The following is a 14,359-nucleotide window of genomic DNA, read 5'->3' as shown; positions in this document are numbered from 1 at the left end:
TTCACGCGGTCGGGCAGCGTCGTCCGCCGCCGACCTGGCCAGCTTGGCCTGAGGCGAGTATCGGGTGACACCTTCGCGCGTGCCCTTTACGTGTACACGGTCAGTCGATAGCTTCCCCTTGGCAACTGCTCAGCCAGGGGGGTGCGCGGGCTTCCCTCAGGCGTGTCGTCTTCCGGGGGGAATGCGTGCATACGAGTCGAAGGTGGGCGTGGCCGCTGGCCGCCGCCCTGCTGGCGGTGGCGGCCGTCACCGGATCGGCGCCAGCCGCCGCCGTGGCCGAGACCGCACCGTCGGCGGTCGAGGGGTACGGCTACCCCGGGGCCGCGCGAATCCTCGAACAGCAGCACGTGCGGCTGAAGTCGGGCGACGGGAACATCCTGCTCATCGACTGCTCCTCGCCGGGCAATCTGCTGGAGGTCTTCAGCCGGGCCCTCGATCCGGGCCCGGCCAAGATCTGCTTCCGGGTCGACAGCCCGACCGGCTACCTGGCGCTGGAGCTGCCCAGTGTCTACAGCATCAAGGGCGACGACCACACCGTCAGGGCGACCCTGCACAACGGCAGTTCAAGCAGCAGCACCGAGATCCGGAAGAACTACTACACACCCGTCGGCGAGGGGGCCTCCACCGACGGCACAACCCTGCTCGAACTGACCGCCACCGACGGGCCGCAGGCGACTGCCGGTCCGGCCGCTACCGCCCCGGCAGCGGTCGCCGCCCTCACCGTCGGCCGACCCGGCCGCCCGGGTGCGCACAGCTGCACCGCCACCCTGGTCGCTCCGCAGTGGCTGCTGTCGGCGGCCGGCTGCTTCGCCGACCAGCCCGACACCCCGACCGCCGTCGCCGCCGGTGCGCCCAGGCAGCAGAGCACCGCAACCGTGAACGGCCGCAGCATCGAGGTGGTGGAGCTCGTGCCCCGGACCGACCGTGACCTCGTCCTGGCCCGGCTCGCCGAGTCCGTCGCAACGGCCACCCCGGTCGCGGTCGCCACCGCGGCGCCCGCCGCAGGCGAGGAACTGCGCGTCCTCGGCCTCGGTCGCACCGGCACCGAGTGGCTTCCCAAGGCGCCGCACGCCTCGGCCGTCACCACCGGTGCGGTCGCCGCCACGGGCCTCGACCTCACAGCCAGGACCCCGGCCGACCGGGTCTGCCAGGGCGACGGCGGTGGCCCCGTGTGGCGCGTCGGCAACGGTGAGCCCGCCATCGTGGGCGTCCTCTCCCGCTCCTGGCAGGCCGGTTGCCTCGGTACCGACGCCACCGAGACCCGCACCGGCGCGTACGCCGGCCGGGTGGACGACCTGGCGACCTGGGTGAAGGTCACCACCTCGGCGGGGCCGTACCTGCTGTCCAACACTGTCACGGGGAAGTGCGCCGACATACCCGACCTGGGGCCGGGCCGGATCGGTGCCCCGGTGGGCCAGTACACCTGCGACGGGACGGCGGCGGACAACCAGCTCTTCTACTGGGACTCCTTCGGGACGGGCAGCGACGGCTTGACGCAGTACGTCATCCGCAACGCCAAGGACGGTCTCTGCCTGGACGTGCACGACCACGGTGCGGTGGAGCTCGGCGCGTTGGTAAGCGAGTACACCTGCGACGGGACGGCGGCGGACAACCAGCTCTTCGAACGGGTGCCCCGGCCGACCGGCGGCGCCTGGATCGTGAACGTGAAGAGCGGCCTGTGCCTCGACGTCGACGGCGTACGCACCGGTGGCGACGGTGCCCGGCTGACGCTGTACGCGTGCAGCGACAGCGACGACCACACCTGGACGACGGTCACGGCGGCTGGCCCGTACCTGTTCCTCAACACCGTGATGGGGAAGTGCGCAGACGTTCCTGATCTGGGGCCGGGCCGGATCGGCGCCCCGGTGGGCCTGTACTCCTGTGTCGGGACGGCGGCGGACAACCAGCTCTTCTACTGGGAGGGCAGCGGGACCGGGCAGTACGTCATCCGCAACGCCAAGGACGGTCTCTGCCTGGACGTGCACGACCACGGTGCGGTGGAGCTCGGCGCGTTGGTAAGCGAGTACACCTGCGACGGGACGGCGGCGGACAACCAGCTCTTCGAACGGGTGCCCCGGCCGACCGGCGGCGCCTGGATCGTGAACGTGAAGAGCGGCCTGTGCCTGGACGCCGACGGCACCCGGCTCACGCTCTACACCTGCAGCGACGACGACGACCACAACTGGCAGCTGCGCTGAGCGCTACCAGATCCGGAACGCCGTGACCCAGCGTTGCATGTTCGTCTCCTGGCGGACGCCCGACAGCGGCGCCGACGTTCTGCAGGTCGAGTGCAACCCCGCCTACGGGACCAGGTCTGGCGGTTCTTCTGATGGGCCTGTCCGGCCCCGGCCCTGCTGGCGCCGCCGATGCGTCACGGGGACTCCACCCGCTCCCTAGAACCGACGCCCGCGTGCTTCCACTCCGCCTGCCGGATGGCCGGTGGCCCCACTCAGGACAGGATGTCTGGTTCTTCGATGAGGATCACCAGGAACAGAGGGACCGTCAGGCGGAGGCTGGCCGCCGCCCTGGCGGTCGGGGGCCTGTTGACCGGCCTGCTCACCGTGCCGGCCTTCGCGGCCGACGAGCCGCCCGCCGGTCCGGTCGCCGAACGGGTGGCCGCCGTGGCGGCCTGGACCTCAGGCGGGCCGGCGGTGCGGCGGGCGGCCGAGCTGGCGCTCGCCGGGTCGGACGCGGACGTCCGGGCCTTCGTGAGCACCGGGCGGGCGGTGGCGGCCGACGAAGACCTGCGGGCGCGGGTCGAGGAGCTGGTGGCCCTCTCGGGGCCGGGGGTTCGGCAGGCGGCGACCGCCGCACTGGCGGCGGGGCCCGCCGCGGTGAAGGCGTTCGCGGACGGCGGGTTCAAGGGGCCGTACGAGCACGACCAGCGGGTCCTCCTCTCGCAGGTCCAGGCAGCCGGCGGCCCCGGCGTCCAGGACGCGGCGAACAAGGCGATGGCCGGGTCCCTCGCGGATGTCACCGCCTTCCTGGACAAGGGCCAGCACACCGCCCGCGAGCACGACGACCGGGTGAAGCTGACCCAGCTCCAGTCCTCCGGTGGCCCGGAGGTGCGCAAGGCCGCCAACGCCGCGATGGCCGGTTCGGGGGAGGACGTCAGGGACTTCCTCCGGTTCGGCTACCAGACCGCTGCCGCCCACGACAGCGAGACCCTGACGGTCGCTCAACTTGCCGACCTCACCGGCAACGCGGCGGCCCGGGCGGGCGAGCAGGCCAAGGCCGCCGAGAACGCCGCAGCGAAGGCGATCGAGGCCACCGCCCTGGCCAAGCAGGCGTCCCAGCGCGCCGCGGAGGAGACCCGGCTGGCCCAGGGCGACTCTGCGAAGGCGTCCAACGCGGCTGGCCGCGCGGCCGACGCCGCGAACCGGGCCGCCAACGCCGCCCGCACCGCGTCCAGCGCCGCGGCCGCCGCTAACGAAGCCGCGCGCCAGGCGGCCAACGCCGCCGCCGACGCCGCCCTGGCGGCAGCCGTCGCGGGTGACGCCGCCACCCGGGCACAGAGCGCGGCGGCCGCAGCCGCCGGCGACGCGAGCAGGGCCGCCGAAGCCCGCGACGCCGCCGTCGCCGCCCGGAACGCTTCCCGGCAGGCCCAGGCGGTCGGCGAGTCGGCCGCCTGGGCGGAACGGGCCGCTCAGCAGGCCGTGCTCGCGGCGTTCGCCGCCGAGTCCGCCGGCATCAACGCTGAAACCGCCGCCCTGGCAGCCGACCAGGCGGCCGAGCAGATCGGAGTGGCCAACGAGGCGGCCCAGCGGGCCAGGCAGGAAGCGGCCGAGGCCAGGGCCGCCGCCACCGAGGCCACCCGGGCGGCGCGGACCACCGCCAAGATTGCCAATGACGCGGCAGCGGCCGCCGCCGAGGCCAAACGCGCCGCCAGCTCGGCCGCTGCCCACGCCGATTCGGCGGCCGCAGCTGCCGAAGCCGCCGCCGCACACGCCGGGGACGCCGCCACCGCCGCGAGCACCGCCCAGGCCGCCGCCACCGCCGCGGCCGCCGCTTCCGACTCGGCCGCGAGCTCCGCCACCCAGGCCCATAAGACCGCCGCCGTCGCCCGGGCCTCCGACCAGGAGCGCCTCGACGCCCAACAGGCCGTGCAGTTCGCCGAGGCCCGACGTGCCGCCCGGGAGGAGCAGACCAAGGCCGAACGGGCCGCCTGGCAGGCGGGCCGGGCCACCACTCTCGCCGCCGAGACGCAGCGGCTGCTCACCGAGGCCGGCGAAGCCGCCGGCACCTCGCCGGAACTCGCGGTCCGCAGGACGCGGCAAGCCGCCCTCCGACTGCTGGAGGCCGGCGGCCCCTGGGCCAGGGCCGCGGCCCAGCGGGCACTCGAAGGCACCGAGGCCGAGGCGCTCGCCTTCCTCACCACCGGCCTGGCGACGGCCAAGGAGAGCGACGACCGGTCAGCCGTCCTGGCGAAGGCACAGGCGTCCGTCAACCTGGCGCAGCGGCTAGCCGCCGAAACCGCCTCGGCCGGCACCGCCGCCGACCTGCGCGCCTTCCTCGACACCGGCGCCTACCCGGGCCAGGAACACGACGACCGGATCGCGCTCTCCCGGATCCAGGCGGCCGGCGGCCCCGGCGTGCAGGAGGCCGCCAACCGGGCGATGGCCGGCACCCACACCGACGTCCGCGCCTTCCTGGCCACGGGTCAGTTCACCGCCCGAGAACACGACGACCGGGTGCTGGTCAACCAGGCCCTCACCGCGGGCGGCCCCGAGGTCAAGGCCGCCGCCCAGGCCGCACTGGCAGGCCCGGCCGCCGGTCTGGTGACCTTCCTTCGGACCGGCCTGCCCAAGGCCCAGCAGCGGGACGCCTTCACCACCGCCCACGTCGCCACCATCGAGTCCTACCTCGCCGCCATCGACGGCGACGTCGCGACCGCGCGCCAGCATGCCGCCGACGCCGCCGCCTCCTACGCCACCGCCCGTGGCGCCGCCGCCGAAGCGGCCGGCCACGCCGAGCAGGCCCGGGACTCCGCCACGCAGGCCGCCGACTGGGCCGCCAAGGCCGCCGAATCGGCCCGCCGGGCCCAGGAGTCCGCCGACCGCGCCGCCGCCTACGCCCAACAGGCCCGGAGCTCCGCCGCCGGCGCCGAGGCCGCCGCCCGAACCGCCGAGTACTCGGCCGTCGCGGCCCAGGGCTACGCCGTCCAGACCGAGAAGTACGCCGCCGACGCCAGGACCGCCGCCGACCAGGCGTTCGCCTCGGCCATCGCCGCCCGGCAGAGTTGGGAGGTGGCCAGGAGGGCGGCCCAGGACGCGATGGCCCAGGCCGGCCGTGCCGAGTTCCTCGCGGCCTACGAGGGCAAGACCCAGACCGAGACTGTCGTCATCGACCCCAGCGGCCGGGTCGCGTTCGTCGAAACCGTCCCCCGGCCCGACTTCAAGCAGAAGACGCTCGGCTCCGCCGGCAACTGCCCGCAGGTCCTGTTCCTGCTGCTCCCGCTCTACCCGCAGTGGCAGCGACTCCCGAACGGAACCGCCGTCTGCGACGAGTCCGTCAGCATCGAGCTCTCGGGCACCGTCGACCACTTCCTCAAGACCTGCCCCGAGGCGGGTCTGTCCATCGCGGCCTGCCAGGGCAAGTACACCACCTGGGACGTGCTGCTGCTGGAGTCCCAGACCTTCGACCGGACCCGGGTCGACACCACCGTGCGCGTGACCTACCAGGACCCCCTGGAGGCAGTCGGGGAAGCACTGATCAGCGACTTCACCAAGTGCTGGAACAACCCCGGCCTGAACGGTCCCTGCGCCTGGGCAGCCTCGTGGTTCATCCCCTACGGCACCCTCCTCAAGGGCGTCAAGGGCGTCGTCGCCTTCCGCTTCGCCCTCGAAGCCGGCGTCGAACTGAACCAGGCCAAGATCGCCCTGCAGGCCGCGCTGGACGGCTACAGCGAGGCAACCAAGCTCAAGCTGCTGCAGACCGCAGACGCTGTGAGTGCGTACCGTCTCGCGATCGTCAACGGTGTGAGCACCAAGGAGGCGATCGCGGCGCTGAAGGCTGACTCGAACGTCGACCGCAACCTGATCCGCAGCCTCGAGGGCGAAGGGGAGGCGGCGGAGAACGCGCTGAGCGGCTGCATCCGCAACAGCTTCCCGGCGACCACCCGGGTGCTGCTCGCCGACGGTTCGTCACAGGAGATCGCCTCGGTGCGGGTGGGGGACCAGGTCCTGGCCACCGACCCGTCGCAGGACGGTGTGCGGCCGCAGGCGGTGACCGCCACCTTCGCGCACGACACCGAGCGCCTGGTGGACGTCGCGCTCGAGGACGGCGGTTCGCTCTCCAGCACCGCCGGCCACCGGTTCTGGACCGAGGGCGGGGGCTGGACCCTGACCTCGAACCTGAAGGCGGGGGATCGGCTCCGCGGCTCGGACGGCGCCCTGCGCACAGTCCGCGAGCTGCGCGACCGCAGCGGGCTCGCCCCGCAGCGGGTGTACGACCTCACCGTCGACGGGGATCACACCTTCTTCGTCCGCACCGAGGGCGACAGTAGCCAGGACCTGCTGGTCCACAACTGCAACGACCTCGTCAAGGACGAGCTGGCCTTCCCCGACGTCGCCCACACGCTCAGCACACACGTCAACCCCACACCCCAGCAAGCGATCGACCACGCGGCGAAGAACCTTCGGGAGGGCAAGGCGCCCGTCTGCGGTGTCTTCCTGGACCAGCAGACCGCGCAGCAGGTGGTGGACTACGCCATCGCGGGCAAGGACCAGCTGAACCCGAGGGCCATCAACGACTGGCTCAGCGGCCGAGGCCCGTTCGCCGGACGGGACATGGAGATCCCGGGCTACTTCGGCAAGCCGGGCAACTCGATCGGCAAGGTCTACGGACCGAACGGCCTCATCGGTGACGCTGGCAACAGGTACATGGTGGTCCTGCGCAAGGCGCCCGGACACAAGCCCGGCGGGTACATCGTCCTGACCGCCTATCCTGTGCTGTGAGGAGGAGCGATGACGGCTGAGAACGGGTTCGACTTCGGGCTGAGCGGCCTGTCCACGCAGTTCCACCAGGACACGGTGGAGACGCCGCTCGAACTGGCCCGGCTCTGGGCCGAGAGCGACGCCGTCGGCCTGCAGGCGGACATCGACCGTCTACTGGAAGTACCCCTTCCGGACTGGGCGTTGACCGCCCTGTGGCGCGCGGCCTCCGGCATGGTCGGCATGGAGGGAGTCCCGGACTGGCTCCGGGAGGTCGAAGCCCAGTGCACGGCCCGCCTCCGCACCGATCACGAGGTGATCGCCGGACCAGAGGCGCCCGGCCTGGTCGACGGCGTCCTCGATGAGCTCCGGCTCGTCGGGCACGCCCTCGCCGAGGCCACCACGTACCACCCGTACGCCGCGGTCCGGGACGTGGTGCCCGCTCTCGAACTCGTCGTCCGGGAAACCGATCCCAACCTCGGCTTCCGGCTCCTGCTCCGCTGCCTGTCCCGGTACTGGATCGAGATCGACCGGACCACCTACGACCGGTACGTCGACCTGGGGAAGGAGTTCGGACTCGGCGAGCACGTCGTCGAGGCCTGTGCTTTTCTGATGCATCCTCAGGACTGATCGCGGCACCGACCCGCGAACCCGGACGGGGGTCTGCCCATTGAAGGGCTATGTCCCGTAATCGGTGGTAGCGCTGTGTGGTGATCACTGGAGGAGGATGCGGTGGCGGAGCAGAGGGAACCCGGCTCGGCCGCGCATCTGCCTCGTGATCCGTTTGGTTCGCGTGTTGACTCCCTCGGTGTGGCCGTTGTGGAACGGGAGGGTGAGTCTGGCGTCGACGGCGGCCCGGTCGAGTTCCAGGCCGTTCGTGAAGGAGTGCAGATGGGGCAGGCCGACGGCGCGGACTGACGTGATCCACTCGGTGAGCTTGGCGTCGTTGCCCTCTGTCGGTGTCAGCGGTTGCGCGAACCCTTCGATCAGACGAGCGAATTCGGCGAGCTCGGGACAGGGCTCGGTGAGTTCTCCCAGTAGTTCGGTGTCCTTGTCTCGCCGGTTCTCGGGGCGGGTGAGAATGAGGCGGGCGAAGCGCCGCGGGGTTGTGACGGGTTTGTCGCCCTCGGCGCGGCTCCGGGTGATGTAGCGGACCAGGAGGCTCGCGCTGCCGGTGTAGCCGAGCTTCTTGATCTCGCGCAGGAGGTGGGTGACGGGCACCGCAGGGTCCTCGGCCCTCCGTCGGCGCAGGTGGTCGCGGTATGGATCGACCAGCGTGGGCTTGAAGCGGGGTGCCCGGCGGTCACCGGTGGGCTCCTTCATACGGGCGTACCGCTTGACGGTGTTCAGGGCAACACCGAGGCGCCGGGCGCATTCGAGCAGTCCGACGCCCTGGGCGAGCAGACCGTGGACCTGTAGCGAGCGCTCGCGGGTGGTCTGCTCGCGGACCCCCCCCCGCGTGGCGGCGGCAATGCCTGGCGCATGAGCACACGCAGGGCGGTCGAGCGGGAGATACAACAGGCCAGGGCACGGGAGAGGCGGGCGCTCGGCCGGCCCGACGGGTCCTTCACCACGGATCCGAGCTGGTCGCCCAAGCGGGTAGTGCGGCGTTGGTAGCGCTCCACGACACCGGGCACCTGCTCGTGGAGCGTCTGCCGCGAGCAGCCGAGCACCGGGCACACCAGCCGCCGCAGCCTCGCCGAGACGACGACCCGCCGCCCGTCCACCGGCACGTCCGCCACCGTCCGATGGTGGAAGCCTGCACCCGCCCTGTCGGCGTACCGCACACGGGACACGGCACTGGATCCTCCCGGGTCCGCGCGGTCACCTGGATCACGCCGCACTCGCCTGTCACGCCCTCGACCACCAGCGCCGACACCGCGGCAATATTCCGGCACCGCGGGCCGCACCGAGAACTGCCAGGTCGGCGTCTTCCTCGCCTACTCGGTCGATCGGGGTCGGACCTTGATCGACCGCGCGCTCTACCTGCCCAAGTCCTGGACGGACGACCGCGAACGGTGCCGGGCCGCGGGGATCGACGGCGGCGTCGAGTTCGCGACCAAGGTGCAGCTCGCGAGGGCGATGGTCCGCCGCGCGATCGACGACAGCATCCCGTTCCGCTGGGTGACCGCGGACGCCGGCTACGGCTACAGCAAGGGATGGCGCTACGAGCTCGAGCAGGCCGACGTCTTCCATGTCGTGGCCACCACCCGGCACGACACCGTCGTCACCTGGCGGGCCATGGACCACCGGCTGCACGACCTGATGGCCGACCTGCCACGGCAGAAATGGAAGCGTCGTTCCTGCGGTGACGGCGCGCACGGCCCCAGGGTCTACGACTGGGCCCGCGTCGAGGTCCGGCCCTGGCATCGCCCGGACCGGCGGCACTGGGTCCTGGCCCGCCGCAGCATCACCGACCCCGCAAGGATCGCCTACTACATCGCCCACGCACCTGCCGATGCCACGCTGAACGAACTGATCGCCGTCGCGGGCGCCCGCTGGGCGATCGAGGAGTGCTTCCAGAGCGCGAAGGGCCAGTGCGGCCTGGACGACTACCAGGTTCGGCGCCATCAGGGATGGTACCGGCACATCACCCTCGCGATGGCCGCCCACGCCTACCTCACCGTCATGCGGGCCCAGCAGCTCGAAAAGGGGACACATCAGCTCGAACGCCAGACCTGATCCCACTCACCGTCCCCGAGATCCGCCGACTGATCACCCACTTCACCCGGCCCGTCCGCCGCACCATCGACCATGTTCTGCACTGGTCCCGCTGGCGCCGCCGACGCCAACACCAAGCTCGCGCCAGCCACTACAAGAGACGAGGCACCAGCCCACGAGCTGGCGCCTCGTCACGGCAAGCACCGTTGCAGTACTAGCGAGCTCCTGGAAGCGCACGCGGCCGTGCTGGACGTGAGACCGGCGCAGACTCGGTAGAGCTTGAGGTCGCAGGCCCGCGAGCGGCCGGTCGATCAGCGGGGCAGGATGCGCAGTACTGCCTCGCGTTCGCCGCTGAGCCGCAGGCCTTGCTGTACTGCGGCGCTCAGATCGAGGTCGCCGAGCAGGGTCGCAGCCAGCAGGTGCGGCGGTCCGGTCAGGGACGCGGTGGGGTGGTCGACCCGGCCGGCGTGGGTGTGCACCGAGCCGTCCTTGACTTCGATGACCAGGTCTTCGTTGCCGTCGGCGTGCAGTTGCAGGGCGATTGCCGGCTGGTCGGGGCGGTGGTCGGTCAGTGCCCGGGCGGGCATGTCCAGCCAGTGGGTGCGGAAGGTGTCGCTGCCGGCCGGCTCACGCAACAGCGGAATTCCCCATCGGCTCAGTTCCTGCAGCACCGGCTCCAGCGCGCGGCCACGCTCGGTGAGGGAGAAGAGGGTGGTGGCCACCGGCGGCGGGGCGGCCTTGCGGTGGATCAGGCCGGCTTCCTCGAGTTCGCGGAGCCGGTCGACCAGCAGGTTGCTGGCGATCCCGGGCAGCCCGTTGCGCAGGTCGGTGTGCCGGCACGGACCCAGGGCGAGCAGTTCGCGGACGATCAACAGGGTCCATCGGTCGCCGATGGTGTCCAGTGCTTTCGCGATGCCGCAGTACTGCCCGTAGGTGCGCATGCCACCACCCTACATTGTGGCGTTGAGATTCAAAACTCTCTTGTTGACTTTCTCAACAACGTCGGTCTAGCGTCGCTGCCCATGACCACCACCCTTTCCGTGCGTCGGCTGGCCTGGGCCGGCGTCGAGATCCGTCTCGGCGACACCCGCCTGCTGATCGACCCGCTCGAGAACGTCGCTCCGCTGGCGCCGGTGATGGGGCCGCCGCACCGGCCGGTCGACCCGGTCGATGCCCCGGCCGGCACCCACGCCCTCATCACCCACCTGCACCCCGACCACTACGACCACGACCTGATCGCCCGGATCGCGGCCACCGGCACGATCGGCTGCCACACCCCGAGCGCGGCGGCGCTGCGCGAGGTGGGCATCACCCCCGTTGCCCAGGACCTGGGCCAGTCACGCCGCATCGGAGCGCTGACCGTCACCCCGGTGACCTCGCTGGACTGGCGCGGCAACGACTGTGACCAGGTCGCCTGGGTCGTCGAAGGCGCCGGCCGGCGGGTCATCCACTGCGGCGACACCCAGTGGCACGGCAGCTGGTGGCAGATCGCCCGCGACCACGGCCCGTTCGACGTCGCGTTCGTCCCGGTCAACGGCGTCATCGCCCACTTCGAGGGCTACGCGGCCAACGTCCCGGCGACCATGACCCCCGAGCAGGGCGTCGAGGCCGCCGTCGCACTCGGCGCCGGCACCGTCTGCGCCATGCACTACGGCCTGTTCCACAACCCGCCGTTCTACACCGAACAACCCGACATCGAGCAGCGCTTCCAGCATGCCGCCGACGAGCGCGGCATCACCGCGGCCATCATCGCCGACGGCCAGCCCGTCCTCTGACCATCAGAAACAAGGAGCAACACATGAAGATCGTCCTGTTCGGTGCCAGCGGCAACATCGGCCGGCCCACCACCGAGGAACTACTGCGTCGCGGCCACACCGTCACCGCGGTCACCCGAGCCGGCCACGTCGACGGACTCGAGCACAAGGCCCTGACCGTGACCACCGGTGACGTCACAGACGCCGCCGCGGTCGCCGGCCTCGCCGCCTCCCACGACGCCGTACTGTCGGCCGTCGGCCCCCGGATCGGCCAGGAGAACGACCGCGCCACGATCGTCGGTGCCGCCCGTGCGCTGATCGACGGACTCCGCCGAGCCGGCGTCACCCGCCTGGTCACCATCGGCGGTGCCGGTAGCCTGCGCACGCCGACCGGCACCCGGGTCATGGACGACCCGGACTTCCCCGCGCTGTGGAAGGCCAACGCCGAGGCCCAGTCCGAAGCGCTCGACCTCTACCGCGGCGTGCACGACCTCGACTGGACGTACGTGTCGCCCGCCGCGGTCATCGGAGCGGGCGAGCGGACCGGGGCCTACCGCAGTGCCGGGGACACCCTGCTCACCGACGACGACGGCAACAGCCGCATCTCGTACGCCGACTACGCGATCGCCTTGGTCGACACGATCGAGAGCGGCACCGCGATCCGCCGCCGCATCACCGTGGCGTACTGAGCCATGAGCAACGACGCCGCCGGCCGGCACGCCCGATTCATCGTCCTGCTCGCAGCGCTCGTGGCCCTGGGACCACTGTCCATCGACGGCTACCTGCCCGGACTGCCGGACCTCGCCGGCGACCTGCGCGCCAGCGCCGCGGCCACCCAGCTCACCATCACCGCCTGTCTGGCCGGGCTGGCCATCGGGCAGCTGATCGCCGGGCCGCTGAGCGACACCTACGGCCGGCGGCGTCCGTTGCTGGCGGGCCTCGCCCTCTACACGATCGCCAGCGCGCTCTGCGCGGTGGCACCCGACGTCCGAACCTTCGTCGGCCTACGCCTGGTCCAGGGCATCGGCGGGGCGTTCGGCATCGTCATCGCCAACGCCATGGTCCGCGACCGCACCTCCGGAACCCGCACCGCACGTCTCTTCTCCACACTGACCTTGATCACCGGCCTGGCGCCGGTGTTCGCGCCGGTCCTCGGCGGCCAGCTACTGCGCGTCACGGCCTGGCCTGGAATCTTCGTGGCCCTGGCCGTACTGGGCGCCGTGATGCTGGCGGCCTCCGCCGCAGGACTGCCGGAGACCCGGCCCTCCGCGTCACGCCAGCCGCTGCTGGCTGTCGTCGGGCAACTGCTCAGCGACCGGGTCTTCACCGGGTACGTCCTGGCCAACGGCCTGGTCTTCGCGGCGATGTTCGCCTACATCTCCGGCTCGCCGTTCGTCCTGCAGGAAATCCACGGCCTGTCACCGCAGCAGTACAGCGCCGTGTTCGCCGTCAACGCCGCCGGACTCATTGCGGCCGCCCAGATCAGCGGCCGGCTGGTGGCCCGGGCCGGCGCCCGCGTGCTGCTGCTCGCCGGCCTGCTGGGCGCGACAACCGGTGGCACCACGGTCCTGGCCGCGGTGCTGACACGGGCACCCCTGCCCGTGCTCCTGATCGGCCTGTTCGTCCTGGTCTCCAGCGTGGGCCTGGTCATGCCGAACGCCGCGGCCCAGGCCCTGGCCGACCACGGCGGACACGCAGGGTCGGCCGCCGCTCTGCTCGGCTTCAGCCAGTTCATATTCGGCGGGGCACTTGCTCCGCTGGCCGGCGCGGGTGGCGCCACCGACGCCTTGCCGATGGGAATCATCGTCGCCGTGCTGCCGGCGCTCGCTCTGCTCACACTCGGCGTCCTCACCCGGTCGATGCCCGGTAAGCGCACTCGCAGGCCGGCTCGCCAAGGACCTGCCGGGCACCGGCGACCGCGCCGGCACATCGATCGCAGACGAGCCGGCCGAAGCCATGGGCGTCGGGCCCGCCTTCGCCGCCAATCTCGGACTGGCAGCAGCTACGACAGCAGGTGAAGTGCTCGCGGGCGGTGATGCCGGTCTCCTGCAGGGCGGTGAACGCACGGGTGAGCCGTTCAGGGTTTTCCATCAACTCGGTGCGCCCGCTGGAGACCCGCGCCGCGGATGCTCAAGTGGCGCTGACCTGCCTCGGAGTCCTCGGCCAGGAGCGTCCCGCGGGTTGGCTCAACGTCAGCTACACCGACCTGCGCCGGGCCGACTGCGACGGACTGTGGCTGAACGGTGTCAACCTCGACGGCACGTGCCTGGAAGCGGCAAGCGCGTACCAGGTCAACCTGCGCGGGGCCTCGCTGATCACGGCTAATCTGCGGCACGCTGAACTCGGGACCTCGATTCTTCACCAGTCCCGTTGCACTGAAGCCGATCTGCGCGGCGCGCGCCTGCTCAAGGCCGACCTGCGTGAAGCGAACTTCTCCGGCGCGGACCTGCGAGAGGCGAATCTGCGCAAAGCCCGTGCCGCAGGAACCGTGTTCGTCCGGGCGGACCTGCTCATGGCCGACCTTCGCGGCTGCGACCTCAGCGGTACCGACCTGCGGCAAGCGAAACTGGAAGCCGCACTGGCGAGCGACCTCACCATCTGGCCGGCCGGCTTCGATGTCGAGGCGGCGGGCGTTGTCGTCGCCGAGGACCCGGGCACTGAACCGGACGTCCTGCTGCCGGCCGCCGCGATCATGATTCCGGAAAATGTACGTCTACAAGATCGGCCGCACCTGGATCCACCGCCCCGGCGGCCGTTGCTGGCAATGCCACCAGGAACAGACAGAACGGCTGGAACGGAGCCGAACAGCAGCTGGGGGCCGCCCGCGAGGCGGACACCCGGCGGGCGGCGTGCTGGAAATACCGGGGTACGACTGGTGGGAAGGCTGGCTCATCGCTGGAACTCGACGAGGAGCTCGAGGCCGGGGTGGACTGCGTGATGGGCCAGGCCGGATCCTCGCCGAAGTCCGGGCGCAGCTGTTCGAGTGGCATCTCGAGTGGCTGGCCAGGAGTG

At 71.6% G+C, this 14,359-nt stretch carries 7 protein-coding genes and 4 pseudogenes; 8 read left to right on the top strand and 3 right to left on the bottom strand.

Features of this window, described 5'->3' with window-relative positions:
* Window positions 1–185: 185 nt before the first annotated feature.
* The 3 genes from RMN57_RS33655 (at window position 186) to RMN57_RS33645 (ending at window position 7,562) form a co-directional block, all read left to right on the top strand.
* Window positions 186–2,198 (top strand): RICIN domain-containing protein, encoded by a 2,013-nt coding sequence (locus RMN57_RS33655; protein ID WP_313767073.1) that lies wholly within the window; start codon window positions 186–188, stop codon window positions 2,196–2,198.
* Window positions 2,199–2,474: 276 nt separating this feature from the next.
* Complete coding sequence (locus tag RMN57_RS33650; protein WP_313767072.1) at window positions 2,475–6,956, top strand: polymorphic toxin-type HINT domain-containing protein; 4,482 nt, start codon at window positions 2,475–2,477, stop codon at window positions 6,954–6,956.
* A 9-nt stretch (window positions 6,957–6,965) separates the two neighbouring features.
* On the top strand, window positions 6,966–7,562 hold the full coding sequence (locus tag RMN57_RS33645) for a hypothetical protein (RefSeq protein WP_313767071.1): 597 nt from the start codon (window positions 6,966–6,968) through the stop codon (window positions 7,560–7,562).
* An 84-nt stretch (window positions 7,563–7,646) separates the two neighbouring features.
* Here RMN57_RS33645 and RMN57_RS33640 read toward each other — a convergent pair.
* Window positions 7,647–8,820 (bottom strand): annotated as a pseudogene (locus RMN57_RS33640) (transposase family protein).
* Between RMN57_RS33640 and RMN57_RS33635 the strand changes: the two are divergent.
* Window positions 8,802–9,614 (top strand): annotated as a pseudogene (locus tag RMN57_RS33635) (IS701 family transposase); the annotation flags it as partial. The pseudogenes RMN57_RS33640 and RMN57_RS33635 overlap by 19 nt on opposite strands.
* Before the next feature lie 290 nt (window positions 9,615–9,904).
* Here the strand turns inward: RMN57_RS33635 and RMN57_RS33630 are convergent.
* A complete protein-coding gene (locus RMN57_RS33630) occupies window positions 9,905–10,534 on the bottom strand; it encodes a winged helix-turn-helix transcriptional regulator (RefSeq protein WP_313767070.1) in 630 nt (209 codons plus the stop codon).
* Window positions 10,535–10,615: 81 nt separating this feature from the next.
* On the opposite strand from RMN57_RS33630, the gene RMN57_RS33625 reads away from it, so the two are divergent.
* From RMN57_RS33625 to RMN57_RS33615, 3 genes and pseudogenes are all read left to right on the top strand, one after another.
* Window positions 10,616–11,368: an MBL fold metallo-hydrolase gene (locus RMN57_RS33625; RefSeq protein ID WP_313767069.1), complete on the top strand. Its 753-nt coding sequence runs from the start codon at window positions 10,616–10,618 to the stop codon at window positions 11,366–11,368.
* 23 nt (window positions 11,369–11,391) lie between these two features.
* Window positions 11,392–12,036 carry an NAD(P)H-binding protein gene (locus RMN57_RS33620; RefSeq protein WP_313767068.1) on the top strand — a complete coding sequence of 215 codons (645 nt, stop codon included), beginning with the start codon at window positions 11,392–11,394 and terminating at the stop codon, window positions 12,034–12,036.
* A 3-nt stretch (window positions 12,037–12,039) separates the two neighbouring features.
* Window positions 12,040–13,170: pseudogene (locus RMN57_RS33615) on the top strand (multidrug effflux MFS transporter); the annotation flags it as partial.
* 127 nt (window positions 13,171–13,297) lie between these two features.
* Here the strand turns inward: RMN57_RS33615 and RMN57_RS37155 are convergent.
* Window positions 13,298–13,432, bottom strand: a pseudogene (locus tag RMN57_RS37155) (DUF6891 domain-containing protein); the annotation flags it as partial.
* Here RMN57_RS37155 and RMN57_RS33610 point away from each other — a divergent pair.
* Window positions 13,383–14,285, top strand: a complete 903-nt coding sequence (locus RMN57_RS33610) for a pentapeptide repeat-containing protein (RefSeq protein ID WP_313767067.1) — start codon at window positions 13,383–13,385, stop codon at window positions 14,283–14,285. The pseudogene RMN57_RS37155 and the gene RMN57_RS33610 sit on opposite strands and share 50 nt — an antisense overlap.
* The last annotated feature ends 74 nt before the right edge of the window (window positions 14,286–14,359 follow it).

The sequence above is a fragment of the Kitasatospora sp. CM 4170 genome, from assembly GCF_032110285.1.
Classification (GTDB): domain Bacteria; phylum Actinomycetota; class Actinomycetes; order Streptomycetales; family Streptomycetaceae; genus Kitasatospora; species Kitasatospora aburaviensis.
The sequence above is the reverse complement of the archived record's forward strand: the minus strand, read 5'-3'. Positions and strand labels throughout refer to the sequence as shown.